The sequence below is a fragment of the Escherichia sp. MOD1-EC4550 genome (genome assembly GCF_963876935.1).
GTDB classification, from domain to species: Bacteria; Pseudomonadota; Gammaproteobacteria; order Enterobacterales; family Enterobacteriaceae; genus Escherichia; species Escherichia coli_F.
In genome coordinates, this window is sequence record NZ_CAWNSE010000009.1 from 153988 (window position 1) to 180724 (window position 26737).

At 49.4% G+C, this 26737-nt stretch carries 25 protein-coding genes and 1 other RNA gene; 17 read left to right on the forward strand and 9 right to left on the reverse strand.

Going from position 1 to position 26737, the window contains the following annotated elements; genetic code table 11:
* Positions 1-258: 258 nt before the first annotated feature.
* The 9 genes from ydiK (at position 259) to AACU19_RS06020 (ending at position 9534) form a co-directional block, all read left to right on the forward strand.
* Complete coding sequence (gene ydiK, locus AACU19_RS05980) at positions 259-1371, forward strand: AI-2E family transporter YdiK (RefSeq protein WP_000248636.1); 1113 nt, start codon at positions 259-261, stop codon at positions 1369-1371.
* A 185-nt stretch (positions 1372-1556) separates the two neighbouring features.
* Positions 1557-1664, forward strand: an RNA gene (gene rprA / locus AACU19_RS05985) — antisense sRNA RprA.
* Positions 1665-1800: 136 nt separating this feature from the next.
* Complete coding sequence (locus AACU19_RS05990; RefSeq protein WP_105278805.1) at positions 1801-2157, forward strand: YdiL family protein; 357 nt, start codon at positions 1801-1803, stop codon at positions 2155-2157.
* Between the two features lie 98 nt (positions 2158-2255).
* The gene (locus AACU19_RS05995; protein WP_105278806.1) at positions 2256-3470 is read left to right on the forward strand and encodes an MFS transporter; all 1215 of its coding nucleotides are present in this window, start codon (positions 2256-2258) and stop codon (positions 3468-3470) included.
* 226 nt (positions 3471-3696) lie between these two features.
* Positions 3697-4962 (forward strand): MFS transporter, encoded by a 1266-nt coding sequence (locus AACU19_RS06000; protein WP_001354705.1) that lies wholly within the window; start codon positions 3697-3699, stop codon positions 4960-4962.
* An 11-nt stretch (positions 4963-4973) separates the two neighbouring features.
* Complete coding sequence (gene ydiB / locus AACU19_RS06005) at positions 4974-5840, forward strand: quinate/shikimate dehydrogenase (RefSeq protein ID WP_000383469.1); 867 nt, start codon at positions 4974-4976, stop codon at positions 5838-5840.
* 30 nt (positions 5841-5870) lie between these two features.
* Entirely contained in the window at positions 5871-6629 is a 759-nt protein-coding gene (aroD, locus tag AACU19_RS06010; RefSeq protein WP_000860201.1) for a type I 3-dehydroquinate dehydratase, read from the forward strand.
* A 144-nt stretch (positions 6630-6773) separates the two neighbouring features.
* Complete coding sequence (locus tag AACU19_RS06015; RefSeq protein WP_032184342.1) at positions 6774-8369, forward strand: acyl CoA:acetate/3-ketoacid CoA transferase; 1596 nt, start codon at positions 6774-6776, stop codon at positions 8367-8369.
* A gap of 13 nt (positions 8370-8382) precedes the next feature.
* The gene (locus AACU19_RS06020; protein WP_105278807.1) at positions 8383-9534 is read left to right on the forward strand and encodes an acyl-CoA dehydrogenase; all 1152 of its coding nucleotides are present in this window, start codon (positions 8383-8385) and stop codon (positions 9532-9534) included.
* A 42-nt stretch (positions 9535-9576) separates the two neighbouring features.
* Here AACU19_RS06020 and AACU19_RS06025 read toward each other — a convergent pair whose 3' ends face one another.
* Positions 9577-10488: an AraC family transcriptional regulator gene (locus tag AACU19_RS06025; protein WP_096984419.1), complete on the reverse strand. Its 912-nt coding sequence runs from the start codon at positions 10486-10488 to the stop codon at positions 9577-9579.
* A 315-nt stretch (positions 10489-10803) separates the two neighbouring features.
* Here AACU19_RS06025 and AACU19_RS06030 point away from each other — a divergent pair, with 315 nt between their 5' ends.
* Genes AACU19_RS06030 through fadK form a run of 5 tightly spaced genes read left to right on the forward strand, consistent with a single transcriptional unit; the run spans position 10804 to position 15863 of the window.
* Positions 10804-11568: an electron transfer flavoprotein gene (locus AACU19_RS06030; protein ID WP_105278808.1), complete on the forward strand. Its 765-nt coding sequence runs from the start codon at positions 10804-10806 to the stop codon at positions 11566-11568.
* 19 nt (positions 11569-11587) lie between these two features.
* Positions 11588-12526, forward strand: a complete 939-nt coding sequence (locus tag AACU19_RS06035) for an electron transfer flavoprotein subunit alpha (RefSeq protein WP_000080696.1) — start codon at positions 11588-11590, stop codon at positions 12524-12526.
* Between the two features lie 54 nt (positions 12527-12580).
* Positions 12581-13870: an FAD-dependent oxidoreductase gene (locus tag AACU19_RS06040; RefSeq protein ID WP_105278809.1), complete on the forward strand. Its 1290-nt coding sequence runs from the start codon at positions 12581-12583 to the stop codon at positions 13868-13870.
* The gene (locus AACU19_RS06045) at positions 13867-14160 is read left to right on the forward strand and encodes a ferredoxin family protein (RefSeq protein ID WP_000081071.1); all 294 of its coding nucleotides are present in this window, start codon (positions 13867-13869) and stop codon (positions 14158-14160) included. The genes AACU19_RS06040 and AACU19_RS06045 overlap by 4 nt, the downstream gene beginning before the upstream one ends.
* Positions 14161-14216: 56 nt before the next feature.
* Entirely contained in the window at positions 14217-15863 is a 1647-nt protein-coding gene (gene fadK / locus AACU19_RS06050) for a medium-chain fatty-acid--CoA ligase (protein WP_105278837.1), read from the forward strand.
* 55 nt (positions 15864-15918) lie between these two features.
* Here the strand turns inward: fadK and ppsA are convergent, their stop codons facing one another.
* On the reverse strand, positions 15919-18297 hold the full coding sequence (gene ppsA, locus AACU19_RS06055) for a phosphoenolpyruvate synthase (protein WP_000069375.1): 2379 nt from the start codon (positions 18295-18297) through the stop codon (positions 15919-15921).
* Between the two features lie 332 nt (positions 18298-18629).
* Between ppsA and ppsR the strand changes: the two genes are divergently transcribed.
* The 3 genes from ppsR (at position 18630) to hemP (ending at position 20989) form a co-directional block, all read left to right on the forward strand.
* Positions 18630-19463 (forward strand): posphoenolpyruvate synthetase regulatory kinase/phosphorylase PpsR, encoded by an 834-nt coding sequence (ppsR, locus tag AACU19_RS06060; RefSeq protein ID WP_000368046.1) that lies wholly within the window; start codon positions 18630-18632, stop codon positions 19461-19463.
* A 156-nt stretch (positions 19464-19619) separates the two neighbouring features.
* Positions 19620-20666, forward strand: a complete 1047-nt coding sequence (gene aroH / locus AACU19_RS06065) for a 3-deoxy-7-phosphoheptulonate synthase AroH (RefSeq protein ID WP_001082226.1) — start codon at positions 19620-19622, stop codon at positions 20664-20666.
* Positions 20667-20797: 131 nt separating this feature from the next.
* Complete coding sequence (gene hemP / locus AACU19_RS06070; RefSeq protein WP_001270810.1) at positions 20798-20989, forward strand: hemin uptake protein HemP; 192 nt, start codon at positions 20798-20800, stop codon at positions 20987-20989.
* 3 nt (positions 20990-20992) lie between these two features.
* Here hemP and selO read toward each other — a convergent pair whose 3' ends face one another.
* The 7 genes from selO to ihfA form a co-directional block, all read right to left on the reverse strand.
* On the reverse strand, positions 20993-22429 hold the full coding sequence (selO, locus tag AACU19_RS06075) for a protein adenylyltransferase SelO (protein WP_105278810.1): 1437 nt from the start codon (positions 22427-22429) through the stop codon (positions 20993-20995).
* 62 nt (positions 22430-22491) lie between these two features.
* The gene (gene ydiV, locus AACU19_RS06080) at positions 22492-23205 is read right to left on the reverse strand and encodes an anti-FlhDC factor (protein ID WP_105278811.1); all 714 of its coding nucleotides are present in this window, start codon (positions 23203-23205) and stop codon (positions 22492-22494) included.
* Between the two features lie 246 nt (positions 23206-23451).
* On the reverse strand, positions 23452-23916 hold the full coding sequence (locus AACU19_RS06085) for a C40 family peptidase (protein WP_001209785.1): 465 nt from the start codon (positions 23914-23916) through the stop codon (positions 23452-23454).
* Between the two features lie 77 nt (positions 23917-23993).
* A complete protein-coding gene (gene btuD / locus AACU19_RS06090; RefSeq protein WP_105278812.1) occupies positions 23994-24743 on the reverse strand; it encodes a vitamin B12 ABC transporter ATP-binding protein BtuD in 750 nt (249 codons plus the stop codon).
* The gene (gene btuE, locus AACU19_RS06095) at positions 24743-25294 is read right to left on the reverse strand and encodes a bifunctional thioredoxin/glutathione peroxidase (protein ID WP_001154187.1); all 552 of its coding nucleotides are present in this window, start codon (positions 25292-25294) and stop codon (positions 24743-24745) included. The genes btuD and btuE overlap by 1 nt, the downstream gene beginning before the upstream one ends.
* A 60-nt stretch (positions 25295-25354) precedes the next feature.
* Positions 25355-26335, reverse strand: a complete 981-nt coding sequence (btuC, locus tag AACU19_RS06100; RefSeq protein WP_105278813.1) for a vitamin B12 ABC transporter permease BtuC — start codon at positions 26333-26335, stop codon at positions 25355-25357.
* A gap of 100 nt (positions 26336-26435) precedes the next feature.
* Positions 26436-26735 (reverse strand): integration host factor subunit alpha, encoded by a 300-nt coding sequence (ihfA, locus tag AACU19_RS06105; protein ID WP_001229265.1) that lies wholly within the window; start codon positions 26733-26735, stop codon positions 26436-26438.
* Positions 26736-26737 lie beyond the last annotated feature (2 nt).

Consider the following 26737-nt stretch of genomic DNA (forward strand, 5'->3'; position numbering starts at 1 on the left):
TGAACTCCAGGAGCTTACAAAAGTAAGTGACTGGGGTGAACGAACGTAGCCGCAGCACATGCAACTTGAAATACGACGAGTAAATCGTTTGCGTGTTGCCTGAGTTGTTGTACCACATTTTTTTCTAACACGCCCATCAGAATTAAGGGCAGAATCGGCCTGTTAAAAACCGCTGAAATTGCTCATCATTATGCAGGTGAGTTTCGCGTGTTCACGTCGCGTCGACGATTTGACGCACAAAAAAGGTGAAAAGTAGTTATGGTAAATGTTCGTCAGCCCAGGGATGTCGCACAAATTCTGCTTTCGGTGCTGTTTTTAGCCATCATGATTGTGGCATGTCTGTGGATTGTTCAACCCTTTATTCTCGGCTTCGCATGGGCCGGTACGGTGGTTATCGCTACCTGGCCGGTATTATTACGTTTGCAAAAGATCATGTTTGGCCGCCGCTCTCTCGCCGTTCTGGTGATGACGCTGTTATTAGTGATGGTGTTTATCATCCCTATTGCCTTGTTGGTTAACAGTATTGTCGATGGCAGCGGTCCGCTAATTAAAGCTATTTCCAGCGGTGACATGACGTTACCCGATCTGGCGTGGCTTAATACCATTCCGGTGATTGGCGCGAAGCTGTATGCAGGCTGGCACAACTTGCTGGATATGGGGGGGACTGCGATCATGGCGAAAGTCCGCCCTTATATTGGCACCACCACCACCTGGTTCGTTGGGCAGGCGGCGCATATCGGGCGCTTTATGGTGCATTGTGCGCTGATGCTTCTCTTCAGTGCCCTGCTGTACTGGCGCGGTGAACAGGTGGCACAAGGCATTCGCCATTTTGCAACCCGTCTGGCAGGCGTTCGCGGAGATGCCGCCGTACTGCTGGCGGCACAGGCTATCCGCGCGGTGGCGCTGGGTGTGGTGGTGACGGCGTTAGTACAGGCTGTGCTTGGCGGTATCGGCCTCGCCGTATCCGGCGTACCTTATGCAACGTTGCTCACGGTGTTAATGATCCTCTCCTGCCTTGTCCAGCTTGGCCCATTGCCGGTACTGATTCCGGCGATTATCTGGCTCTACTGGACCGGCGATACCACCTGGGGAACGGTATTGTTAGTGTGGAGCGGTGTGGTTGGCACGCTGGATAACGTCATCCGCCCAATGTTAATTCGCATGGGTGCCGATTTACCGCTGATCCTGATCCTCTCTGGCGTTATTGGTGGTTTGATTGCTTTCGGGATGATCGGTCTGTTTATTGGTCCGGTTCTGTTAGCCGTTTCCTGGCGTCTGTTTGCCGCGTGGGTGGAAGAAGTCCCGCCGCCGACGGACCAACCGGAAGAAATTCTCGAAGAACTTGGCGAAATCGAGAAACCGAATAAGTAATTTCTCATCAGGCGGCTCTGCCGCCTGATTGTTAACCACCGCTAATTGATATTTGCTTGCTCTTCCCCATATTTTCCTGCTTACCGCCATTCAGCTGGTAGTACCTGTCGCAAATTCTTTACAGTTTTTAAACTAATGAGACGAATCTGATCGACGCAAAAAGTCCGTATGCCTACTATTAGCTCACGGTTATAAATCAACATATTGATTTATAAGCATGGAAATCCCCTGAGTGAAACAACGAATTGCTGTGTGTAGTCTTTGCCCATCTCCCACGATGGGCTTTTTTTTAACATTTTTCCGCTTCGCTACCTCGCCCCCTCACTCTTTCCAATAATGTTGCACAAGATACTGTGACTCTCTTCAAGCCGTCGGCAGGCTGATAATGTTATTTATATTTTATTGTTTATTTCATGCAGCCATTACACGATGAACGCTTATGAACTCCAGGCTCTTCGCCATATTTTTGCCATGACTACTGATGAATGCGCGACCTGGATTGCCCAGACCGGTGACAGTGAAAGCTGGCGTCAGTGGGAAAATGACAAATGCGCCATTCCTGATCGTGTGGTCGAGCAACTGTTGGCTATGCGACAGCAACGAAAAAAACATCTTCATGCCATCATAGAGAAAATAAATAACCGCATCGGCAACAACACCATGCGTTTTTTCCCTGACTTAACCGCGTTTCAACGTGTCTACCCTGATGGCAATTTTATTGACTGGAAGATCTATCAATCGGTAGCCGCTGAATTATATGCACACGATCTGGAGCGCCTTTGTTAATTTTCCAAAGAAAGGAATTGTCGTTGTTACAACAATAATGAACGGATGCTGACACAACATCGCTTCACTTTTTAAAGCACCTTTGCTAAGTAGAACCTATGAAAAATCCCTATTTCCCTACCGCACTTGGGTTGTATTTTAATTACCTGGTGCATGGTATGGGCGTCATTTTGATGAGCCTGAATATGGCCTCGCTGGAGACGCTTTGGCAGACTAATGCCGCAGGCGTCTCAATAGTTATCTCATCGCTGGGTATTGGTCGATTAAGTGTCTTGCTTTTTGCAGGATTATTATCCGATCGCTTTGGTCGCCGCCCTTTTATCATGCTCGGGATGTGCTGCTATATGGCCTTCTTTTTTGGCATCCTGCACACCAATAACATCATTATCGCTTATGGTTTGGGCTTTCTGGCGGGAATGGCAAACAGTTTTCTCGATGCAGGCACCTATCCCAGTTTGATGGAAGCTTTTCCACGTTCACCGGGTACAGCTAATATTTTAATTAAAGCATTTGTTTCCAGCGGGCAATTTTTATTACCGCTAATCATCAGCCTGTTAGTGTGGGCTGAACTGTGGTTCGGCTGGTCCTTTATGATTGCCGCAGGCATTATGTTTATTAATGCTCTGTTTTTATACCGTTGTACGTTCCCACCCCATCCGGGTCGTCGCTTACCTGTCATAGAGAAAGCCACCAACTCTACGGAACATCGCTGTTCAATTATCGATTTAGCCAGTTATACCTTATATGGCTATATCTCAATGGCAACCTTTTATCTGGTTAGCCAGTGGCTGGCACAGTACGGACAATTTGTTGCAGGCATGTCATACACTATGTCGATCAAACTACTCAGTATCTACACCGTGGGTTCGCTGCTTTGTGTATTTATTACCGCTCCACTCATTCGTAATACCGTTAGCCCAACAACATTACTGATGCTGTACACCTTTATCTCATTTATTGCTCTGTTTACCGTCTGTCTGCATCCCACATTTTATGTGGTGATAATATTTGCTTTTGTCATTGGTTTTACCTCTGCTGGAGGTGTTGTGCAAATTGGCCTGACATTAATGGCTGAACGTTTCCCCTACGCTAAAGGTAAAGCTACAGGGATCTATTACAGTGCGGGCAGTATTGCGACCTTTACTATTCCGTTGATTACGGCTCATCTGTCCCAAAGAAGTATTGCCGATATTATGTGGTTCGATACCGCCATCGCTGCCATCGGCTTTTTACTGGCACTGTTTATCGGCTTACGCAGCCGCAAAGAAACGTGGCATCACTCGCTAAAGGAAAATGTCGCTCCGGGTGGGTAATGCAATATTCTTTTCAGGTCATGCAAGATCTTACGGATAAATAACTCTTTCTGCGCCAACTAAGGAAAATCGCGATCAAAAACAAACTATGACATGCAATATTCCTGGAAACATAAACTTTATGCCATGTACCCAGGGAAAATCATCTTCAGTATAGTAATTATGTAAACCGTCGGAGAACAATACGTACGGTAACGAAATTATCTTTCAGCAAGGAGCTGTGAAAATGTCTCAAAATAAGGCTTTCAGCACGCCATTTATCCTGGCTGTTCTTTGTATTTACTTCAGCTATTTCCTGCACGGCATTAGTGTTATTACGCTTGCCCAAAATATGTCATCTCTGGCAGAAAAGTTTTCCACTGACAACGCGGGCATTGCCTATTTAATTTCCGGTATCGGTTTGGGCCGATTGATCAGTATTTTATTCTTCGGTGTGATCTCCGATAAGTTTGGTCGTCGGGCGGTGATATTAATGGCAGTAATAATGTATCTGCTATTCTTCTTTGGTATTCCCGCTTGCCCGAATTTAACTCTCGCCTACTGTCTGGCAGTGTGCGTAGGTATCGCTAACTCAGCGCTGGATACGGGTGGCTATCCTGCGCTCATGGAATGCTTTCCGAAAGCCTCTGGTTCGGCGGTCATACTGGTTAAAGCGATGGTGTCATTCGGGCAAATGTTCTACCCAATGCTGGTGAGCTATATGTTGCTCAATAATATCTGGTACGGCTATGGGCTGATTATTCCTGGTATTCTGTTTGTACTGATCACGCTGATGCTGTTAAAAAGCAAATTCCCCAGCCAGTTGGTGGACGCCAGCGTAGCTAATGAATTACCGCAAATGAACAGCAAACCGTTAGTCTGGCTGGAAGGTGTTTCATCGGTACTGTTCGGTGTAGCCGCATTCTCGACCTTTTATGTGATTGTGGTGTGGATGCCCAAATATGCGATGGCTTTTGCTGGTATGTCAGAAGCTGAGGCATTAAAAACCATCTCTTATTACAGTATGGGTTCGCTGGTCTGTGTCTTTATTTTTGCCGCACTGCTGAAAAAAATGGTCCGGCCCATCTGGGCTAATGTATTTAACTCTGCACTGGCAACAATAACAGCTGCCATTATCTACCTGTACCCTTCTCCACTGGTGTGCAATGCCGGAGCCTTTGTTATCGGTTTCTCAGCGGCTGGCGGCATTTTACAGCTCGGCGTTTCGGTCATGTCAGAGTTTTTTCCCAAAAGCAAAGCCAAAGTCACCAGTATTTATATGATGATGGGTGGACTGGCTAACTTTGTTATTCCGCTGATTACCGGTTATCTGTCGAACATCGGCCTGCAATATATCATTGTTCTCGATTTTACTTTCGCGCTGCTGGCCCTGATTACCGCAATTATTGTTTTTATCCGTTATTACCGCGTTTTCATTATTCCTGAAAATGATGTGCGGTTTGGCGAGCATAAATTTAGCACCCGGTTAAACACAATTAAGCATAGAGGTTAAAGGAGTTAATTATGGATGTTACCGCAAAATACGAATTGATTGGGTTGATGGCCTATCCCATCCGCCACAGTTTATCGCCCGAAATGCAGAACAAAGCCTTAGAAAAAGCGGGATTGCCATTTACCTATATGGCCTTTGAAGTGGATAACGATAGTTTTCCCGGAGCAATTGAAGGATTAAAAGCCCTCAAAATGCGCGGAACTGGTGTATCAATGCCGAACAAACAACTGGCGTGTGAATATGTTGATGAATTAACGCCAGCAGCCAAACTGGTGGGTGCCATCAACACCATCGTAAATGATGATGGCTATCTGCGTGGCTATAACACCGACGGCACGGGCCATATTCGCGCCATTAAAGAGAGCGGTTTTGATATCAAAGGCAAAACGATGGTGCTGTTAGGGGCCGGAGGTGCCTCAACGGCAATTGGCGCGCAGGGGGCAATTGAAGGTTTAAAAGAAATTAAACTCTTTAACCGTCGGGATGAGTTCTTCGATAAAGCCCTCGCCTTCGCGCAGCGGGTTAACGAAAACACCGATTGTGTCGTCACGGTTACCGATCTCGCCGATCAGCAAGCCTTTGCTGAAGCCCTGGCTTCCGCCGACATTTTAACCAATGGCACAAAAGTGGGCATGAAACCCCTTGAGAATGAATCATTGGTTAATGATATCAGTCTGTTACATCCGGGACTTCTGGTCACTGAATGCGTGTATAACCCGCATATGACGAAGTTATTGCAGCAGGCGCAACAAGCTGGTTGCAAAACGATTGATGGATACGGCATGTTGTTGTGGCAAGGGGCTGAACAGTTCACGTTATGGACTGGCAAAGATTTCCCTCTGGAATATGTTAAACAGGTCATGGGGTTCGGTGCCTGACAGGCTGACCGCGTGCAGAAAGGGTAAAAAATGAAAACCGTAACTGTAAAAGATCTCGTCATTGGTACGGGCGCACCTAAAATCATCGTCTCGCTGATGGCGAAAGATATCGCCAGCGTGAAATCCGAAGCTCTCGCCTATCGTGAAGCGGACTTTGATATTCTGGAATGGCGTGTTGACCACTATGCCGACCTCTCCAATGTGGAGTCTGTCATGGCGGCAGCAAAAATTCTCCGTGAAACCATGCCAGAAAAACCACTGCTGTTTACCTTCCGCAGTGCCAAAGAAGGCGGCGAGCAGGCGATTTCCACCGAGGCTTATATTGCACTCAATCGTGCAGCCATCGATAGTGGCCTGGTTGATATGATCGATCTGGAGTTATTTACCGGTGATGATCAAGTTAAAGAAACCGTCGCCTACGCCCACGCGCATGATGTGAAAGTTGTCATGTCCAACCATGACTTCCATAAAACGCCGGAAGCCGAAGAAATCATTGCCCGTCTGCGCAAAATGCAGTCCTTCGATGCCGATATTCCTAAGATTGCGCTGATGCCGCAAAGTACCAGCGATGTGCTGACGTTGCTTGCCGCGACCCTGGAGATGCAGGAGCAGTATGCCGATCGTCCAATCATCACGATGTCGATGGCAAAAACTGGCGTAATTTCTCGTCTGGCTGGTGAAGTATTTGGGTCGGCGGCAACTTTTGGTGCGGTAAAAAAAGCCTCTGCGCCAGGGCAAATCTCGGTAAATGATTTGCGCACGGTATTAACTATTTTACATCAGGCATAAGCAATAATATTTCGGCGGGAATACCCTCCCCCGCCGAACTAAAAAAATATATTCAACCGTATTTAATAAAAATATTTCGTGAGTCTCTGCGCTCTAATTCTCCATCTGGCGTAGGGAAAATTACACCTGAATCAGGAATTAACAATGAAACCTGTAAAACCACCTCGTATTAATGGACGAGTGCCGGTCCTGTCGGCACAGGAAGCGGTGAATTATATTCCCGACGAAGCAACGCTTTGTGTATTAGGCGCTGGCGGCGGTATTCTGGAAGCCACCACGTTAATTACTGCTCTTGCTGATAAATATAAACAGACTCAAACACCACGTAATTTATCTATTATTAGTCCAACAGGGCTTGGCGATCGCGCCGACCGTGGTATTAGTCCGCTGGCGCAAGAAGGTCTGGTGAAATGGGCATTATGCGGTCACTGGGGACAATCGCCGCGTATTTCTGATCTCGCAGAACAAAATAAAATTATTGCTTATAACTATCCACAAGGTGTACTTACACAAACCTTACGCGCCGCCGCAGCCCACCAGCCTGGTATTATTAGTGATATTGGCATCGGAACATTTGTCGATCCACGCCAGCAAGGCGGCAAACTGAATGAAGTCACTAAAGAAGACCTGATTAAACTGGTCGAGTTTGATAACAAAGAATATCTCTATTACAAAGCGATTGCGCCGGATATCGCCTTCATTCGCGCTACCACCTGCGACAGTGAAGGCTACGCCACTTTTGAAGATGAGGTGATGTATCTCGACGCATTGGTTATTGCTCAGGCGGTGCACAATAACGGCGGTATTGTGATGATGCAGGTGCAGAAAATGGTTAAGAAAGCCACGCTGCATCCTAAATCTGTCCGTATTCCGGGTTATCTGGTGGATATTGTGGTGGTCGATCCGGATCAAACCCAACTGTATGGCGGTGCGCCGGTTAACCGCTTTATTTCTGGTGACTTCACCCTTGATGACAGTACCAAACTTAGCCTGCCCCTAAACCAACGTAAATTAGTTGCGCGGCGCGCATTATTCGAAATGCGTAAAGGCGCGGTGGGGAATGTCGGCGTCGGTATTGCTGACGGCATTGGCCTGGTCGCCCGAGAAGAAGGTTGTGCTGATGACTTTATTCTGACGGTAGAAACAGGTCCGATTGGCGGAATTACTTCACAGGGGATCGCCTTTGGCGCGAACGTGAATACCCGTGCCATTCTGGATATGACGTCCCAGTTTGATTTTTATCACGGTGGCGGTCTGGATGTTTGTTATTTGAGTTTTGCTGAAGTCGACCAGCACGGTAACGTCGGCGTGCATAAATTCAATGGTAAAATCATGGGCACCGGTGGATTTATTGATATCAGTGCCACTTCGAAGAAAATCATTTTCTGCGGCACATTAACTGCGGGCAGTTTAAAAACAGAAATTGCCGACGGCAAATTAAATATAGTCCAGGAAGGACGGGTGAAGAAATTTATTCGGGAACTACCGGAAATTACTTTCAGCGGAAAAATCGCTCTCGAGCGAGGACTGGATGTTCGTTATATCACTGAGCGCGCCGTATTCACGCTAAAAGAAGACGGCCTGCATTTAATCGAAATCGCCCCTGGCGTCGATTTACAAAAAGATATTCTCGACAAAATGGATTTCACCCCAGTGATTTCGCCAGAACTCAAACTGATGGACGAAAGATTATTTATCGATGCGGCGATGGGTTTTGTCCTGCCTGAAGCGGCTCATTAACAGGAGTATAATGATGGATTTTTCTTTAACTGAAGAACAAGAACTGCTGCTGGCCAGTATTCGCGAGTTGATTACGACCAACTTCCCGGAAGAGTATTTCCGCACCTGCGATCAAAACGGGACATACCCGCGTGAGTTTATGCGGGCACTGGCGGATAACGGCATTTCTATGCTTGGCGTGCCGGAAGAATTTGGTGGCATCCCTGCGGATTACGTCACCCAGATGTTGGCGCTGATGGAAGTGTCAAAATGCGGTGCTCCGGCATTTTTGATTACCAACGGTCAATGTATTCACAGCATGCGCCGTTTCGGTTCTGCTGAGCAGCTACGTAAAACGGCAGAGAGCACCCTGGAAACGGGTGATCCCGCCTATGCCCTGGCGTTGACGGAACCAGGCGCAGGCTCAGACAATAACAGTGCCACTACCACTTACACGCGTAAAAATGGCAAGGTTTACATCAACGGCCAGAAAACCTTTATTACCGGCGCGAAAGAGTACCCATATATGCTGGTGCTGGCGCGCGATCCAGAACCGAAAGATCCCAAAAAAGCCTTCACCCTGTGGTGGGTCGACTCCAGTAAGCCCGGCATTAAGATTAACCCGCTGCATAAAATCGGCTGGCATATGCTCAGCACCTGCGAAGTCTATCTCGACAACGTAGAGGTTGAAGAGAGCGACATGGTGGGCGAAGAAGGTATGGGTTTCCTCAATGTGATGTACAACTTTGAGATGGAGCGCCTGATCAACGCCGCGCGCAGCACCGGCTTTGCCGAGTGTGCCTTTGAAGATGCCGCCCGCTATGCCAACCAGCGTATCGCTTTTGGTAAGCCCATTGGTCATAACCAGATGATCCAGGAAAAACTGGCGCTGATGGCGATTAAGATCGACAACATGCGCAACATGGTGTTGAAAGTGGCATGGCAAGCCGATCAGCATCAGTCACTGCGCACCAGCGCGGCGCTGGCAAAACTGTACTGCGCACGTACCGCACTGGAAGTTATTGATGATGCGATTCAAATCATGGGCGGTCTGGGCTATACCGATGAGGCGCGCGTCTCCCGCTTCTGGCGTGATGTCCGTTGTGAACGTATCGGCGGCGGTACAGACGAAATTATGATTTACGTAGCAGGTCGGCAGATCCTGAAAGATTATCAGAACAAATAATCTGCAGGCGGCGCAGCTTCTTAACAAACTGCGCCGCCAGATTTATCCGGCAAGACTTACTGGTTGAGGAAATTCAGATAAGATTTCTTGTTCCGCAAAACAGTTTTTAAATTGCCTGCGGTAATCGCTGGGCGAACAGCCGACATGGCGCAAAAACAGTTTGGCAAAGTGATCGACATTTTCATAACCCACACGCCAGGAGATCTCTGCCTGTGATAATTCAGTATTAGTGAGTGACCATTTCGCTTCCGTCATACGCCGTTGAATAACATAGTTAATAGGGGAAATACGATACTCTTTGGTAAATTCATGGCAGATATAACTGACGCTGGCACGAAATTTTTTCGATAACTGCTCTAAAGTGATTTTTTCGCGATAATTATTATTCAGATAGAAAAGAATATCTTTTATCAGAACATCTTTTTTAATATACCCCTGCTCCGAACGATAAGCATTTTTAAAGTTTTCGTAGTAAAGAATTGCTAACGTATAGGCAAATGCGTCCCATAACGAAGATGTTTGGCTATTTTTACTTTGCGGCAAAATCACACTTAGCTCATTAAATAAGGTTTTAATGACTTCTTTTCCCTGCCCTGCGGCAATTACCGGGCAAGAATGCGGTTGCAGTAGCTGATTTTCCTCAGTCCCCTGAAACTGAAAGCCGTACAGCGCACAGGTACACGTCGTTGCTGGATCGTTAACGTCAGAGGCCACCGCATGCAACCTGCCACGTTCTATCACCACAATGTCATCGGCATGCGCGACATATAACGAAGAATCGATGGTAAACCTTGCTACCCCTTTCTTGACGTAAATCAGCTCGGTTTCATTGTCATGAACGTGATGTCCGGACTCCCATTTTGGATCATCGCTAAATGCAAAACGTGAAAGCCGTGGCGTTTTACCGGCGACAAACAGCGTTTCGCTGGCGTTATCAAAACAGCGTTGATACATGACAACCTCCCTATTCCATGAGCAAGCAAAAACAATATATGCCGGATAAAATACGGCGTGTATTGCGGTTATACAACCGCGTTTAGCGAGAGCTAAACAAGATTATTTACACTGAATGCAAGATTGTACGGTCATGGAATAACAACATTGCCGCAAATTGCACTTTTGTTTTAGCGATCGCATTTTTTTTGCAAGATTGTTGGCAAGGAAAACAGCTTGCTCCGTCGAAAACCCCGCACCGCTATCGCACACTATTTTCAGGCCATTTTTACCTTCCATCGGAGATGGTTCCGTATGCGACTCACAGGAGAAATCATGAAAATAATAACCTGCTTTAAGCTGGTGCCTGAAGAACAGGACATTGTTGTCACTCCAGAATATACCCTGAATTTCGACAATGCCGACGCCAAAATCAGCCAGTTCGATCTCAATGCCATTGAAGCTGCAAGCCAGATTGCAACAGATGACGATGAGATAGCCGCGCTGACCATTGGCGGCTCATTGTTGCAGAACTCGAAAGTGCGCAAAGACGTGCTATCCCGCGGGCCGCATAGCCTGTATTTGGTGCAGGATGCGCAACTTGAACATGCACTGCCTCTCGATACCGCAAAGGCGCTGGCGGCAGCAGTTGAAAAGATCGGCTTCGATTTACTGATCTTTGGTGAAGGTTCCGGCGACCTTTATGCCCAGCAGGTTGGCTTGCTGGTCGGAGAAATTCTGCAACTTCCGGTGATTAATGCAGTAAGTGCTATTCAGCGTCAGGGCAATACACTGGTGATTGAACGCACGCTTGAAGATGATGTTGAAGTTATTGAACTCTCTGTTCCAGCCGTGCTCTGCGTCACCTCCGATATTAACGTGCCACGTATTCCTTCGATGAAAGCCATTCTCGGCGCGGGTAAAAAACCGGTAAATCAGTGGCAGGCAAGTGATATTGGCTGGAGCCAGAGCACGCCACTTGCTGAACTGACCGGCATTCGCGTACCGCCGCAAACAGAACGTAAGCACATCATTCTCGATAACGATTCGCCGGAGGCCATTGCCGAGCTGGCGGAACATCTGAAGAAAGCCCTGAACTGAAGCCTACGGAGAAGAAACGATGAGTCAATTAAACAGCGTCTGGGTCTTTAGCGATAATCCTGAACGTTATGCTGAACTGTTTGGCGGCGCTCAGCAATGGGGCCAACAGGTGTATGCCATTGTACAAAATACCGACCAGGCGCAGGCAGTTATGCCTTATGGGCCAAAATGTATTTATGTTCTTGAGCAAAACGACGCGCTGCAACGTACTGAAAATTACGCCGAAAGCATTGCTGCCCTGCTGAAAGATAAACACCCCGCTATGTTGCTGTTGGCCGCGACGAAACGTGGTAAAGCTCTGGCAGCACGGTTAAGTGTGCAACTGAATGCGGCGCTGGTGAACGATGCCACGGCGGTGGATATTGTCGATGGTCACATTTGCGCCGAACACCGGATGTATGGCGGGTTAGCGTTCGCTCAGGAAAAGATCAACAGCCCGCTGGCGATCATTACCCTTGCACCCGGTGTTCAGGAACCGTGCACCAGTGATATCTCTCATCAGTGCCCGACAGAAACGGTACCTTATGTTGCCCCGCGTCATGAAATTCTCTGTCGCGAACGCCGTGCGAAAGCGGCAAGCAGCGTGGACCTGAGCAAAGCAAAACGTGTGGTTGGCGTCGGTCGTGGTCTGGCGGCGCAGGATGACCTGAAAATGGTCCACGAACTGGCGGCGGTGCTGAATGCTGAAGTCGGCTGTTCACGTCCAATTGCCGAAGGCGAGAACTGGATGGAGCGTGAACGTTATATCGGTGTCTCCGGCGTGTTGCTGAAATCCGATCTCTACCTGACGCTGGGGATCTCCGGGCAGATCCAGCATATGGTTGGCGGCAACGGTGCAAAAGTGATTGTCGCCATTAATAAAGATAAAAATGCGCCAATCTTCAACTATGCCGACTACGGTCTGGTGGGCGATATCTACAAAGTCGTCCCTGCCCTGATTAGTCAGTTGAGTCGCTAATTCCCTTTCAACCACATCTCCCGCTGTAAACGCAGCGGGAAGGGAGCATAACGCATGTCGGATGACAAATTTGATGCCATTGTGGTCGGTGCGGGCGTTGCCGGTAGCGTTGCTGCACTGGTCATGGCGCGCGCCGGGCTGGATGTCCTGGTGATAGAACGCGGCGACAGTGCCGGATGCAAAAATATGACCGGCGGGCGTCTTTATGCCCACACACTTGAAGCGATCATTCCGGGCTTTGCTGCATCAGCACCGGTAGAACGCAAGGTCACACGCGAGAAAATCTCCTTCTTAACCGAAGAGAGTGCCGTTACCCTCGATTTTCACCGCGAGCAACCAGATGTTCCGCAACACGCGTCTTATACCGTATTGCGTAATCGTCTGGACCCGTGGTTGATGGAACAAGCCGAACAGGCTGGCGCGCAGTTTATCCCGGGCGTTCGTGTCGATGCGCTGGTTCGTGAAGGAAATAAGGTCACTGGCGTTCAGGCCGGGGATGATGTTCTTGAAGCGAATGTGGTGATTCTGGCTGATGGCGTTAACTCGATGCTTGGCCGCTCGCTGGGAATGGTTCCCGCTTCCGATCCGCATCATTACGCTGTTGGTGTTAAAGAGGTTATTGGCCTCACACCAGAACAGATCAACGATCGCTTTAATGTTACGGGCGAGGAAGGTGCCGCCTGGCTGTTTGCCGGTTCCCCTTCTGACGGCTTGATGGGCGGCGGATTCCTCTATACCAACAAGGATTCCGTATCGTTGGGGCTGGTTTGTGGATTGGGTGATATCGCCCATGCAAAAAAAAGCGTGCCGCAAATGCTGGAAGATTTTAAACAACACCCCGCAATTCGCCCGCTGATTAGCGGCGGCAAACTGCTTGAATATTCCGCGCATATGGTGCCGGAGGGCGGTCTGGCAATGGTACCGCAGCTGGTTAACGATGGTGTGATGATCGTCGGTGACGCCGCAGGTTTCTGCCTCAATCTGGGCTTTACGGTTCGCGGAATGGATTTAGCCATCGCATCGGCCCAGGCTGCCGCCACAACAGTGATTGCCGCTAAAGAACGCGCTGACTTCTCCGCCAGCAGCCTGGCGCAATACAAACGTGAGCTGGAACAAAGCTGCGTCATGCGTGATATGCAGCATTTTCGCAAGATCCCGGCGCTGATGGAAAACCCGCGCCTGTTTAGCCAATACCCACGAATGGTCGCCGACATCATGAACGAAATGTTCACTATCGACGGTAAGCCTAACCAACCGGTACGCAAAATGATCATGGGACATGCGAAGAAAATTGGGCTGATCAACTTGCTGAAAGATGGCATTAAGGGAGCAACCGCGCTATGAGCCAGAACGCTACGGTTAACGTCGACATCAAATTAGGTGTCAATAAATTCCATGTTGATGAGGGTCACCCGCATATCATTCTGGCGGCAAATCCCGATATCAATGAATTCCGTAAATTAATGAAAGCTTGCCCTGCCGGACTGTATAAGCAGGATGACGCAGGAAACATACATTTTGATTCCGCCGGTTGTCTCGAATGCGGCACCTGTCGGGTGTTGTGTGGCAATACGATTCTCGAACAGTGGCAATATCCCGCAGGCACCTTCGGTATTGATTTTCGCTACGGCTAATCATGCATCCCACAGGCCCGTATCTCGGGCCTGATGTTCTGTTTCGAGAGTCCAAAATGAAAGTGACATTAACGTTTAACGAACAACGTCGTGCGGCGTATCGTCAGCAAGGGTTATGGGGCGATGCTTCACTGGCCGATTACTGGCAGCAGACCGCTCGTGCGATGCCAGATAAAATTGCCGTAGTCGATAATCATGGTGCATCGTACACCTATAGCGAGCTCGATCATGCCGCGAGCTGTCTGGCAAACTGGATGCTCGCGAAGGGTATTGAATCAGGGGATCGCATTGCTTTTCAACTGCCTGGCTGGTGTGAATTTACCGTTATCTATCTTGCCTGCCTGAAAACCGGTGCGGTTTCCGTGCCGCTGTTGCCTTCCTGGCGGGAGGCTGAACTGGTGTGGGTGCTCAATAAGTGTCAGGCAAAAATGTTCTTTGCACCGACGTTGTTTAAACAAACGCGTCCGGTAGATTTAATCCTGCCGCTGCAAAATCAGCTTCCACAACTACAGCAAATCGTCGGCGTCGACAAACTGGCCCCCGCCACCTCGTCCCTCTCGTTAAGTCATCTTATCGCCGACAATACCCCACTGACTAAGGCAATAACGGTCCACGGCGATGAATTAGCAGCAGTGCTATTTACCTCCGGAACTGAGGGGCAGCCAAAGGGCGTGATGCTAACGCATAACAATATTCTCGCCAGTGAGCGGGCATATTGCGCGCGGCTGAACCTGACCTGGCAGGATGTCTTTATGATGCCTGCGCCACTTGGTCACGCAACGGGCTTTCTGCATGGCGTAACGGCACCTTTTTTGATTGGTGCTCGCAGCGTGTTGTTAGATATTTTCACTCCTGATGCGTGTCTCGCGCTGCTTGAGCAGCAGCGTTGCACCTGTATGCTCGGCGCCACGCCATTTGTCTATGATTTGCTGAACTTACTGGAAAAACAGCCTGCGGACCTTTCAGCACTCCGCTTCTTTCTTTGCGGCGGCACCACGATCCCCAAAAAGGTGGCGCGTGAATGCCAACAACGCGGCATTAAATTATTAAGTGTTTATGGTTCCACAGAAAGTTCGCCGCATGCGGTGGTAAATCTCGACGATCCTTTGTCGCGCTTTATGAACACCGATGGTTACGCTGCCGCAGGCGTAGAGATTAAAGTGGTCGATGATGCACGCAAGACCTTACCGCCTGGTTGTGTAGGTGAAGAGGCTTCGCGTGGCCCCAATGTGTTTATGGGGTATTTTGATGAACCTGAATTAACCGCCCGTGCGCTGGATGAAGAAGGCTGGTATTACAGCGGCGATCTCTGCCGAATGGATGAGGCTGGCTATATAAAAATAACCGGGCGCAAGAAAGATATTATTGTCCGCGGCGGCGAAAATATTAGCAGCCGTGAAGTAGAAGATATTTTATTGCAGCATCCTAAAATTCACGATGCCTGTGTGGTTGCGATGCCCGATGAACGTTTAGGTGAACGCTCATGCGCTTATGTCGTGCTGAAAGCGCCGCATCATTCATTATCGCTGGAAGACGTGGTGACTTTTTTTAGCCGTAAACGGGTCGCGAAATATAAATATCCTGAACATATCGTGGTAATCGAAAAACTACCGCGCACTGCCTCAGGTAAAATACAAAAGTTTTTGTTAAGGAGAGATATTATGCGGCGATTAACTCAGGATGTCTGTGAAGAGATTGAATAAGTTTCATCTCGGGGATCACATAAACCCGGCGACAAAACGCCGCCGGGGATTTATTTTATTTCTTCAGTTCAGCCAGGCTTAACCAGGTTTGCACCACGGTATCCGGGTTCAGAGACAGGCTATCGATCCCCTCTTCCATCAACCATGCGGCAAAGTCTTCGTGGTCGGACGGACCCTGACCGCAAATCCCGACATATTTGCCCTGTTTCTTCGCGGCACGAATCGCCATCGACAGCAGTGCTTTCACCGCATCGTTGCGCTCATCGAACAGTTCAGACACCACGCCGGAGTCACGATCCAGACCGAGCGCCAGCTGCGTCATGTCGTTTGAGCCAATTGAGAAGCCGTCGAAATATTCGAGGAACTGCTCTGCCAGCAAGGCGTTGGACGGAATCTCACACATCATGATGATTTTCAGCCCGTTCTCACCACGCTTCAGCCCCTGACGCGCCAGTTCCTCAACCACCGCTTTCGCCTGATCTACGGTACGCACGAACGGGATCATGATCTCAACATTGGTCAGCCCCATGTCGTTGCGCACACGTTTCACTGCTTCACACTCCAGCGCGAAGCAGTCGCGGAAGCTGTCGGAAACATAGCGGCCCGCGCCACGGAAGCCGAGCATCGGGTTCTCTTCATCTGGCTCGTAACGCTCACCACCGACCAGGTTGGCATATTCGTTCGATTTAAAATCAGAGAGACGGACAATGACGCGCTTCGGATAAAACGCAGCACCCAACGTCGCGATCCCTTCAGTCAGACGACCAACGTAAAACTCACGCGGAGAATCAAAACCTTTCATCATCTCGCGGATTTCGTTTTGCAACTGCGGTTCCTGATCGTCAAACTCAAGCAGTGCGCGTGGGTGGACGCCAATCATACGGTTGATGATAAATTCCAGACGCGCAAGGCCCACGCCTTCGTTCGGCAGGCAGGCGAAATCGAAAGCACGGTCCGGGTTACCGACGTTCATCATCACTTTCAACGGCAGATCCGGCATCGTTTCCACGCTGGAGCTTTTCACGCTAAATTCCAGCAACTCAGCATAGACGTAACCGGTATCACCCTCTGCACAAGAAACAGTGACGTTCTCACCGTCTTTCATCCGTTCTGTTGCATCACCACAGCCCACTACCGCCGGAATGCCCAGTTCACGAGCGATGATCGCCGCGTGACAGGTACGTCCGCCACGGTTAGTGACGATAGCCGATGCTTTCTTCATGATCGGTTCCCAATCCGGGTCGGTCATGTCAGTAACCAGCACGTCGCCAGGTTCGATGCGGTTCATTTCGCTGATGTCATGGATGACTTTCACCGGACCCGCGCCGATGCGATGACCGATAGCACGGCCTTCGGCGATAATCTTACCCTGTGAATGCAACGTATAACGCTCCATGACCTGACCGCGTGAGCGCACGGTTTCCGGACGCGCCTGCACAATGAACAGTTTGCCGGTGTGGCCATCTTTCGCCCACTCAATATCCATTGGGCGACCGTAGTGTTTCTCAATTTGTACGGCCTGTTTTGCCAGTTCCTGCACTTCTTCGTTGGTCAGCGAGAAGATGTCACGCTGTTCCTGCGGTACGTCTTCGATTTTAACCTGCTTGCCGTGCTCCTGGGTCGGTGCGTAAACCATGCGGATTTTTTTTGACCCCATGGTGCGGCGCACGATAGCCGGGCGATTTGCCGCCAGTGTCGGTTTATGTACGTAAAACTCATCCGGGTTAACCGCGCCCTGCACGACCATTTCACCAAGGCCCCAAGCGGAAGTGATAAACACCACCTGGTCAAAGCCGGATTCGGTATCAATGGAGAACATCACGCCAGAAGACGCGAGGTCGGAACGCACCATCCGCTGAACACCGGCGGAGAGCGCCACGCCACGGTGATCGTAACCCTGGTGCACACGATAAGAAATGGCGCGGTCGTTAAACAGAGAAGCAAAGACATGTTTCACTGCCACGAGAACGGCGTCAAAACCCTGAACGTTAAGGAAAGTTTCCTGCTGACCGGCAAACGAAGCGTCCGGCATATCTTCTGCAGTAGCAGAGGAACGCACCGCAAACGAGGCGTTTTCGTCATCGGCGGAAAGCTGTGCATAGGCTTCGCGGATGGCGTTTTCCAGCTCAGGCTGGAAGGGAGTGTCGATAATCCACTGGCGGATTTGCGCGCCCGCTTTCGCAAGCTGGGTAACATCGTCAATATCCGTTTTATCCAGCAGTTCATAAATGCGCTGGTTTACGCCGCTTTGGTCCAGAAACTGGTTAAACGCGTCGGCGGTTGTGGCGAAACCATTCGGAACGGAAACACCCATTCCGGAAAGGTTAGTAATCATTTCACCCAGGGAGGCATTTTTGCCCCCAACCCTGTCTACATCATTCATGCCGAGTTGGTTATACCAAAGCACCAGCGGTGACGAGCCATTGTTGGACATCGAACAATCCTTTTGTGATAAATGAACGGTTTGAGAAACACATTTCTGCGCATTTATCTTTGCATATTTAACCGGATGAAAAAAACGGTGAATCGTTCAAGCAAATATATTTTTTTACTTTTTAAGACTGATCCCAGCGTTGCGCAAATCTGCTCTCTTCGACAATTTCCACATAAACCATCGGTATAAACAAAACCGTAAAAATGAAATGCTGTTTTCATAAAAAATAAAATTGAAGGTTCATTTTATAAACCAGACATAACGTTCTACGCTTCTGTGCGTTTTTAATTTATGCTTTCATAGAATTATGTCTGCATTACGGGAAGAACAAAATGGATAATGCTGTTGATCGCCACGTTTTTTATATTTCTGATGGTACGGCAATAACTGCGGAGGTATTAGGACACGCAGTAATGTCACAATTTCCCGTCACTATCAGCAGCATTACGCTGCCGTTTGTCGAAAATGAGAGCCGTGCACGGGCAGTGAAGGATCAGATTGACGCAATTTATCACCAGACAGGTGTGCGCCCACTGGTCTTCTACTCCATCGTGTTGCCGGAGATTCGCGCCATCATCTTGCAAAGTGAAGGCTTTTGCCAGGATATCGTTCAGGCGCTGGTTGCCCCGCTACAACAAGAGATGAAACTGGATCCAACGCCGATTGCTCATCGTACCCATGGCCTTAACCCTAATAATCTCAATAAATACGATGCGCGCATTGCGGCGATTGATTACACCCTTGCCCATGACGACGGCATTTCGTTGCGCAATCTGGACCAGGCTCAGGTGATCCTGCTCGGCGTTTCTCGCTGTGGTAAAACCCCCACCAGTCTGTATCTGGCAATGCAATTTGGTATCCGCGCGGCAAACTACCCCTTTATTGCCGACGATATGGATAATCTGGTGCTACCCGCGTCGCTCAAACCGCTTCAGCATAAATTGTTCGGCCTGACTATCGACCCGGAACGTCTGGCGGCGATTCGCGAGGAACGTCGGGAGAACAGTCGCTATGCCTCGCTTCGTCAGTGCAGGATGGAAGTCGCGGAAGTGGAAGCGTTGTACCGTAAAAATCAGATCCCATGGATTAACAGTACCAATTATTCGGTAGAAGAGATTGCCACCAAGATCCTTGATATCATGGGCCTTAGTCGTCGAATGTACTAGAGAACTAGTGCATTAACTTGTTTTTTTGTTATCATGCTAACCACCCGGCGAGGTGTGACACACCTCGCACTTGAAATCAGCTGCGATTGGTTTATCGTGATGCGCATCACTTCCCGGTAGTCCTGCCGTAGAAGCAACAAATTTCTGAGACTTGTAATGAACAGAACTGACGAACTCCGTACTGCGCGTATTGAGAGCCTGGTAACGCCCGCCGAACTCGCGCTACGGTATCCCGTAACGCCTGGCGTCGCCACCCATGTCACCGACTCCCGCCGCAGAATTGAAAAAATACTGAATGGTGAAGATAAGCGACTGTTGGTCATTATTGGCCCCTGCTCGATCCACGATCTCACCGCTGCAATGGAGTACGCCACCCGTCTGCAGTCGCTGCGCAACCAGTACCAGTCACGGCTGGAAATCGTAATGCGCACCTATTTTGAAAAACCACGAACTGTTGTCGGCTGGAAAGGGCTAATCTCCGATCCGGATTTAAACGGCAGCTATCGGGTAAATCACGGTCTGGAGCTGGCGCGCAAATTACTTTTACAGGTAAATGAGCTGGGCGTCCCTACCGCGACTGAGTTCCTCGATATGGTGACCGGTCAGTTTATTGCTGATTTAATCAGTTGGGGCGCGATTGGCGCACGTACTACCGAAAGTCAGATCCACCGTGAAATGGCTTCGGCACTCTCCTGTCCGGTAGGTTTTAAAAATGGTACCGATGGCAACACGCGGATTGCCGTGGATGCTATCCGCGCAGCCCGCGCCAGCCATATGTTCCTCTCGCCAGACAAAAATGGTCAGATGACCATCTATCAGACCAGTGGCAACCCGTATGGCCATATTATTATGCGTGGCGGCAAAAAACCGAATTACCATGCCGATGATATCGCCGCAGCCTGCGATACGCTGCACGAGTTTGATTTACCTGAACATCTGGTGGTGGATTTCAGCCACGGTAACTGCCAGAAGCAGCACCGTCGCCAGTTAGAAGTTTGTGAGGATATTTGTCAGCAAATCCGCAATGGCTCTACGGCGATTGCTGGAATTATGGCGGAAAGTTTCCTGCGCGAAGGAACGCAAAAAATCGTCGGCGGTCAGCCGCTCACTTACGGTCAATCGATTACCGACCCGTGTCTGGGCTGGGAAGATACCGAACGCCTGGTCGAAAAACTCGCCTCTGCGGTTGATACCCGCTTCTGAATGCGTGCCCATTCCTGACGGAATGGGCATTTCTGCGCAACTTGTTGTCTTCTCAACACATTACTGCTTGCTCTGGCCCGCCAGAATATTGATAATAAGAATCATTGTTATATCAATTATTATTAATTTTTATGCGTTATACGGATAGCAGAAAACTCACGCCTGAAACGGATGCCAATCACAAGACCGCTTCCCCGCAGCCCATTCGGCGAATTACCAGCCAGACACTGTTAGGTCCGGATGGCAAACTGATTATCGATCATGACGGGCAAGAATATCTGCTTCGTAAAACTCAGGCTGGCAAGCTGCTGTTGACCAAGTAGCCTTTAACTCGAGCAGCTGACTTCCAGCCGTTTACCCCAGTCAGGTGGACGACTGACGTAGTCATCATCTCTGTCGCTGAAAGGATTTCGCAACGCCTCATGCAGGCGGTGCAATTCCGTCATATCACCCTTTTCTGCCGCTTCAATCGCCCGTTGCGCCAACCAGTTGCGCAACACCAGAGCTGGGTTAACGCTTTGCATCAGCTGCTGACGCTCACTATCGGTAACCTCGTCTTGTTGCAAACGTACCCGATAACGGGCAAACCAGTCATCAAATGCCGCACGATCGATAAACTCATCACGTAGCGGTGACGCCGCGCTGTACTGCTCGGTCAGACTCAGCATGCGGAATGTTCGGGTATAATCGCTGCGCTCTCGCGCCATCAGACTGAATAATTCATTCAGTAGCGCGTTATCCTCTTTTTGCTCCGTCATGAAGCCCAGTTTCTGCCGCATCCGTTGTCCATAATGCGTCAACAAAACCTGCTGATAGCTGTCCAGGGCCTCATTCAGGGCATCTACGGTAACAAATGGTGACAATGTCTGCGCCAGACGCTGTAAATTCCACAACGCGACGGCAGGTTGATTATCAAAGCTATAACGCCCCTGGTGATCCGAGTGATTACAAATAAAACCGGGTTCGTAATCATCAAGAAAACCAAACGGCCCGTAATCAAGCGTCAGCCCCAGCAGCGACATGTTGTCGGTATTCATCACCCCATGAGCAAAGCCGACCGTCTGCCATTGGGCAATTAACGATGCGGTACGTGCGACAACATCGGTAAACCAGAGACGGTATTTGTCCTCATCATCTGCAAGATGTGACCAGTAATGACGAATAGCAAATTCAGCTAACTGACGAACCTTTTCCGGCTCGCGGCGATAGTAAAAATGTTCGAAATGACCAAAGCGAAGATGACTTGGTGCCACACGCATCAGCATCGCGCCTGGCTCCACCGTTTCCCGATACACTGGCGAATCGCTGGTGACGATACTTAACGCGCGGGTCGTCGGAATACCCAGATAATGCATCGCCTCACTGGCGAGACTTTCTCGTATCGTCGAACGTAAAACCGCCCGTCCATCACCCATTCGCGAATAAGGCGTCAGGCCAGCACCTTTCAGATGCCAGTCCATTGTAGTGCCATCAGCAAGCCGTTGTTCGCCGAGTAAAATGCCGCGCCCATCACCCAGTTGGCCCGCCCAGACGCCGAACTGATGACCACTGTAAACCTGCGCCAGTGGTGACATACCAGGCAGTAGGGTTTCGCCACCCCAGACACCTGCGCCATTTTTAAACAGTGACGATGGAATACCCAGCGTGTTAGCCAGTTCGGCATTATGCCAAATCAGCCGGGCATTATTTAAAGGCGTAGGGGAAAGTGTTGTATAGGTTGCTGGCAATTCATCGCGCCAACGGGTAATAAAAGACAGGGTCATAGATCCTCCTGTTTGATAGTGTAGACGGTTACTCTCGTCTTAAACACCAGCAAACAGGAGGGTTATCGCTGAACCAACGTCGTTATCTGATTTACAGGAACGGCAGGCCACAGGCATCCCTGGAGAGCATGGAAATCAAAGGGGGTAATCTGTGCCATTATTTCTGGCGTATCAATGCCCCCCGCGATGATGCAATTGCAACATGGGGAAATTTGCGCCTGGATCGCACGAATAAACGGTTCGAAGGAGCGATGCGTGATTTGTTGCTGAATAAAACTTTTATCCAGCATGACGCGGGTGAAAAGACCATCAAAAACCGCTTTCATTGTGCTATTGCCTGCGCCCAAATTACCTAACACAAGGGGATACATTTGCGATAAGGACAAAAGATCGCGATTATCTTTTCCTTCATCGAGATGCGGGTAATTCTCATTAATCAACAGTTCAATAAACGGATATTTTAATAGTTCGCCCGCGTAATTATCCCTGTCTAATAATAAAGTAGCCACTTGTGGGGTTAAATTAAGCCAGGCAAAGAGTTTATGTTGAATAAAAAAGTGTTGGCATGATTTTAGCAATTCCAACTGCTCAGAAAATAATTGCCAATGTTGCTCCTCGGTAAGTTGCGCTATAACCCGACTCGTCGGTATACGAACCGTACCATCTTCACTGGAGAAATGGGTAATTAACTCAACGCCGACAAGGGCTTGCTGGTTATCTCTTATCGGCAGGAAATAGCAATCAGAATGATAAAGATTCTCCAAAAAAATCTTCATGGTAACCGTCCCTCTCGAAGGATGTTTTTCAGTATCCGGCTAAAAGGGATGAGGCCATAAGACATAACAATTACAGAAGGAGTAACTTTCATTTGTTCCATGTTAACCACTTTTTCAGGGGTCCTTTTATTAGATTATCCTGATTATAAACGAATAATCCATCTACGGTATTTTTGTCTGTAAAATACTACTGTATTCAGGAGTAAATGGACGGAGATGTATCATCGCCGTCCATTTTTCGACATACTAGATTCGTCTCGCCTGCCAGAAATTTTTCTGCCAATAGACATTATCGAGTGAGGAACGCATCACACCCTTGCTGGTAGAGGCGTGGATAAATTGGTTGTTGGTATCGTAAATACCTACATGCAAACCATTTTGTCCGGAGCCCGTTTTGAAAAAGACCAGGTCACCAGGCAGCAACTCGTCTTTATCAATTTGCGTGCCGATAGAGGCTTGTTGTTTGGTTTCACGGGGCAGCTGCAAATCGAAACGATCGCGCATCGTCACAACCACAAACCCCGAACAGTCCACACCGCGCCGCGTCATGCCACCATAACGATACGGCGTGCCATGCCAGCTCTGTAGCTGGTCGTTCAAACCGGCAATAACGGTAATCGAATCAGAAAGTCTGGCATTTGGCGGCGGTGCTTTATGGTGGCTACACCCGGCCAGAAACAGTGCTGTGATCAAAATAAGGCAGAAACGCATTCCGTACGGTTCCTCTGTTTTTTATTCTTGCATTAATTTAGCGTCGTAATTACCCGATTTTCAAGATACTAATGAAATCAGATGGTCGAAATCAGCATTCTGTGACCTTCGATATCCAGACGGCGAAAATTCATCCCATAGGCCTGCGCCAGATTTGGCGGCGTGAGCACCTCTTCTCTGCGTCCACTGGCCAGCATTTTTCCACCTTTTAGCAACCACGCCCGATGCGCATGACGCAAGGTGTGGTTGAGATCGTGACTGCTCATCACAATCGCCAGTCCTTGCTGACACAGTGCGCTCAGAATTTTGTCTAACGCACTTTGTTGCGCAACGTCAAGACTGTTCATAGGCTCATCAAGAAGCAGCAATTGACCTGCGGGATTGGCTTGGGGTGTGATTTGCAGCACCACCGCAGCAAGACGTACGCGTTGCCATTCGCCGCCGGAAAGTTGATTGGTGCTACGTCCGAGTTTGTCATCAAGAGCCAGCGCCCCTGCGACATCATTCAGTAGTTCGGTACGCGTTTTATCGTGCTGATGCAGTGTCAGGTAGTGCCAGACCGGCATTGCAAACGGTGGCGTCTGTTGTTGTGAAAGATAGGCGCGATGCAGCGCGAGTTTTGTTGCGGACCATGCTTTCAGTGGTTGCCCCGCGAACTGAATGCTTCCCTTACCGCTGGTCATTCCGGCCATTCGCGCCAGTAAGGTACTCTTACCCGCGCCATTCGGCCCCACCAGATGCAGGATCTCCCCAGCCCGAACCTCGCCAGAAAGCGGCCCAAGGCGGGTTGATTCCGCAACATCCTGTAGCTGCATCACAATAGACATTATTTCGCCAACGCCAGTTTAATGCTTTCCATCACAATGGGATCTTCCGGCGTCATATCCGGGGAAAAACGCTGGATGACCAATCCGTCCCTGCCAACTAAAAATTTCTCAAAATTCCATAAAATATCATCAGGGTACAGAGGTGCACGACCTTTGCTGACCATACGGGCATAGAATCCGCTCTCTTCCGGCGCGACTGCCGTCGGCGCTGCGGCAATCAATTTTTGATACAGCGGATGGCGTCCTTCGCCATTAACTTCAATCTTACTGAACATCGGGAACGTCACCCCCCATGTAGTGGTGCAGTAAGTTTTAATCTCTTCATCGCTGCCCGGTTCTTGCTCCAGAAACTGGTTGCACGGGAATCCCAGCACCACAAAACCACGATCGGCCCAGGCTTTCTGAATATTCTCCAACTGCTCATATTGCGGCGTTAAGCCACACTTTGAGGCGACATTGACAATCAACAGCACATTACCGGCGTACTTCTCCAGCGTGGTCACTTCACCGTCGATATCTTTCACTACGGTCGTCAGAATGGAATCTTGCATCGTTTCTCCTGGGTGGTCAGTAAAAATCTTAGCTTTTAATCATAGACCGTCTTTTTGCGGCTAACGTCCTGCTTTTAACAATAACCAGATAAACACCGGCGCACCCAACGTTGCGGTGACCACGCCAATAGGCAGCTCTGCGGCAGCTAATGCCAGGCGCGCCACAACATCGGCCAGCAGCAATGCGCTCGCCCCTGCCAGCGCGCAGCCGGGAAGTAATACGCGATGATCGGTCAAACCACATAACCGGAGAATATGTGGGATCACCAGACCAATAAAGCCGATAGCACCCGCCAACGCCACACTGACGCCAACCATCCAGCCGGTCGCTGCCACCAGCACATTGCGCCAGAACCACAGGGGTAAACCCAGTTGCCGCGCCGAGATCTCGCCAAGTGCTAACATATTCATCGGTCTGGACTGACAACAGATCCATAACAACACGGGGATCAATGCCAGCATCAGCCAACTTTGCCGCCAGTCTACGCCGCCAAAACCGCCCATCATCCAGTACATCAGCTGACGTAAATCAACAGAGGTGGAAAAATAGATAGCCCACGTCATTAGTGCGCTACAGATAATCCCTAATGCAACACCGGCCAGCAATAACCGACTGGTCGAAAGATGACGACGGGCAAAACGTAAGAGTATTAAAGTGATGATAAGCGCGCCAGCAATCGCACACAGCCCTAGTGCCCAGTTTGGGAGTTGCCCTTGCCCAAGCAATACCGCGGCGATAAGCCCTACGCCTGCGCCGTTAGAGACGCCAAGTAGTCCAGGTTCTGCCAGAGGATTTTCAAACAATGCCTGCATTACAGCGCCGGATATAGCCAGCGCCGCACCAACCAGCAATACAGCCAGCGTACGTGGCAGGCGAATTTGCCAGACGAACAGTTCGCCACGAGGAGTAAACCAGTCACCTGGCGAAATCCATTGTTCACCGGCGCAAAGGCTTAAGAAAAGCGCCAGCAGCATCAAAACTGACAGGCATAATAACCAGCGAATATTTTGTCGCTGTTGTTGGCGGGCAAGTGTCAGCATGGTATCCGTTCTGCTGAAGTGTCATGGCGTTGATTTTACGGTGACTCTTCGACAGTGAAAAGAAAAAAGGCCGCAGAGCGGCCTTTTTAGTTAGATCAGATTACTCGTCTTTGGGCGAAGCGTTTTCGACCCGGCTTTTTAACTTCTGCCCGGGTCTGAAGGTCACCACGCGCCGTGCTGTAATGGGAATATCCTCGCCCGTTTTCGGGTTACGTCCCGGGCGTTGATTCTTATCACGCAGATCGAAGTTACCAAAACCAGAGAGTTTCACCTGTTCGCCGTTTTCCAGAGCTCGACGGATCTCTTCGAAAAACAGTTCAACCAGTTCTTTGGCATCCCGCTTGCTAAGCCCAAGCTTATCAAACAGATATTCTGACATTTCAGCTTTTGTAAGCGCCATAG

Excerpts from the sequence above, each read along its gene's own strand:
- AACU19_RS05995 (WP_105278806.1), top strand. The coding sequence starts at position 2,256 with ATGAAAAATCCCTATTTCCCTACCGCACTTGGGTTGTATTTTAATTAC.
- AACU19_RS06045 (WP_000081071.1), top strand. The coding sequence starts at position 13,867 with ATGAGCCAGAACGCTACGGTTAACGTCGACATCAAATTAGGTGTCAAT.
- AACU19_RS06030 (WP_105278808.1), top strand. The coding sequence starts at position 10,804 with ATGAAAATAATAACCTGCTTTAAGCTGGTGCCTGAAGAACAGGACATT.
- selO (WP_105278810.1), bottom strand. The coding sequence starts at position 22,429 with ATGACCCTGTCTTTTATTACCCGTTGGCGCGATGAATTGCCAGCAACC.
- ydiK (WP_000248636.1), top strand. The coding sequence starts at position 259 with ATGGTAAATGTTCGTCAGCCCAGGGATGTCGCACAAATTCTGCTTTCG.
- hemP (WP_001270810.1), top strand. The coding sequence starts at position 20,798 with ATGCGTTATACGGATAGCAGAAAACTCACGCCTGAAACGGATGCCAAT.
- ppsA (WP_000069375.1), bottom strand. The coding sequence starts at position 18,297 with ATGTCCAACAATGGCTCGTCACCGCTGGTGCTTTGGTATAACCAACTC.
- btuE (WP_001154187.1), bottom strand. The coding sequence starts at position 25,294 with ATGCAAGATTCCATTCTGACGACCGTAGTGAAAGATATCGACGGTGAA.
- btuD (WP_105278812.1), bottom strand. The coding sequence starts at position 24,743 with ATGTCTATTGTGATGCAGCTACAGGATGTTGCGGAATCAACCCGCCTT.
- AACU19_RS06020 (WP_105278807.1), top strand. The coding sequence starts at position 8,383 with ATGGATTTTTCTTTAACTGAAGAACAAGAACTGCTGCTGGCCAGTATT.
- AACU19_RS06040 (WP_105278809.1), top strand. The coding sequence starts at position 12,581 with ATGTCGGATGACAAATTTGATGCCATTGTGGTCGGTGCGGGCGTTGCC.
- ydiV (WP_105278811.1), bottom strand. The coding sequence starts at position 23,205 with ATGAAGATTTTTTTGGAGAATCTTTATCATTCTGATTGCTATTTCCTG.
- btuC (WP_105278813.1), bottom strand. The coding sequence starts at position 26,335 with ATGCTGACACTTGCCCGCCAACAACAGCGACAAAATATTCGCTGGTTA.
- aroD (WP_000860201.1), top strand. The coding sequence starts at position 5,871 with ATGAAAACCGTAACTGTAAAAGATCTCGTCATTGGTACGGGCGCACCT.
- ppsR (WP_000368046.1), top strand. The coding sequence starts at position 18,630 with ATGGATAATGCTGTTGATCGCCACGTTTTTTATATTTCTGATGGTACG.
- AACU19_RS05990 (WP_105278805.1), top strand. The coding sequence starts at position 1,801 with ATGAACGCTTATGAACTCCAGGCTCTTCGCCATATTTTTGCCATGACT.
- ihfA (WP_001229265.1), bottom strand. The coding sequence starts at position 26,735 with ATGGCGCTTACAAAAGCTGAAATGTCAGAATATCTGTTTGATAAGCTT.
- AACU19_RS06015 (WP_032184342.1), top strand. The coding sequence starts at position 6,774 with ATGAAACCTGTAAAACCACCTCGTATTAATGGACGAGTGCCGGTCCTG.
- AACU19_RS06000 (WP_001354705.1), top strand. The coding sequence starts at position 3,697 with ATGTCTCAAAATAAGGCTTTCAGCACGCCATTTATCCTGGCTGTTCTT.
- AACU19_RS06025 (WP_096984419.1), bottom strand. The coding sequence starts at position 10,488 with ATGTATCAACGCTGTTTTGATAACGCCAGCGAAACGCTGTTTGTCGCC.
- ydiB (WP_000383469.1), top strand. The coding sequence starts at position 4,974 with ATGGATGTTACCGCAAAATACGAATTGATTGGGTTGATGGCCTATCCC.
- fadK (WP_105278837.1), top strand. The coding sequence starts at position 14,217 with ATGAAAGTGACATTAACGTTTAACGAACAACGTCGTGCGGCGTATCGT.
- AACU19_RS06035 (WP_000080696.1), top strand. The coding sequence starts at position 11,588 with ATGAGTCAATTAAACAGCGTCTGGGTCTTTAGCGATAATCCTGAACGT.
- AACU19_RS06085 (WP_001209785.1), bottom strand. The coding sequence starts at position 23,916 with ATGCGTTTCTGCCTTATTTTGATCACAGCACTGTTTCTGGCCGGGTGT.
- aroH (WP_001082226.1), top strand. The coding sequence starts at position 19,620 with ATGAACAGAACTGACGAACTCCGTACTGCGCGTATTGAGAGCCTGGTA.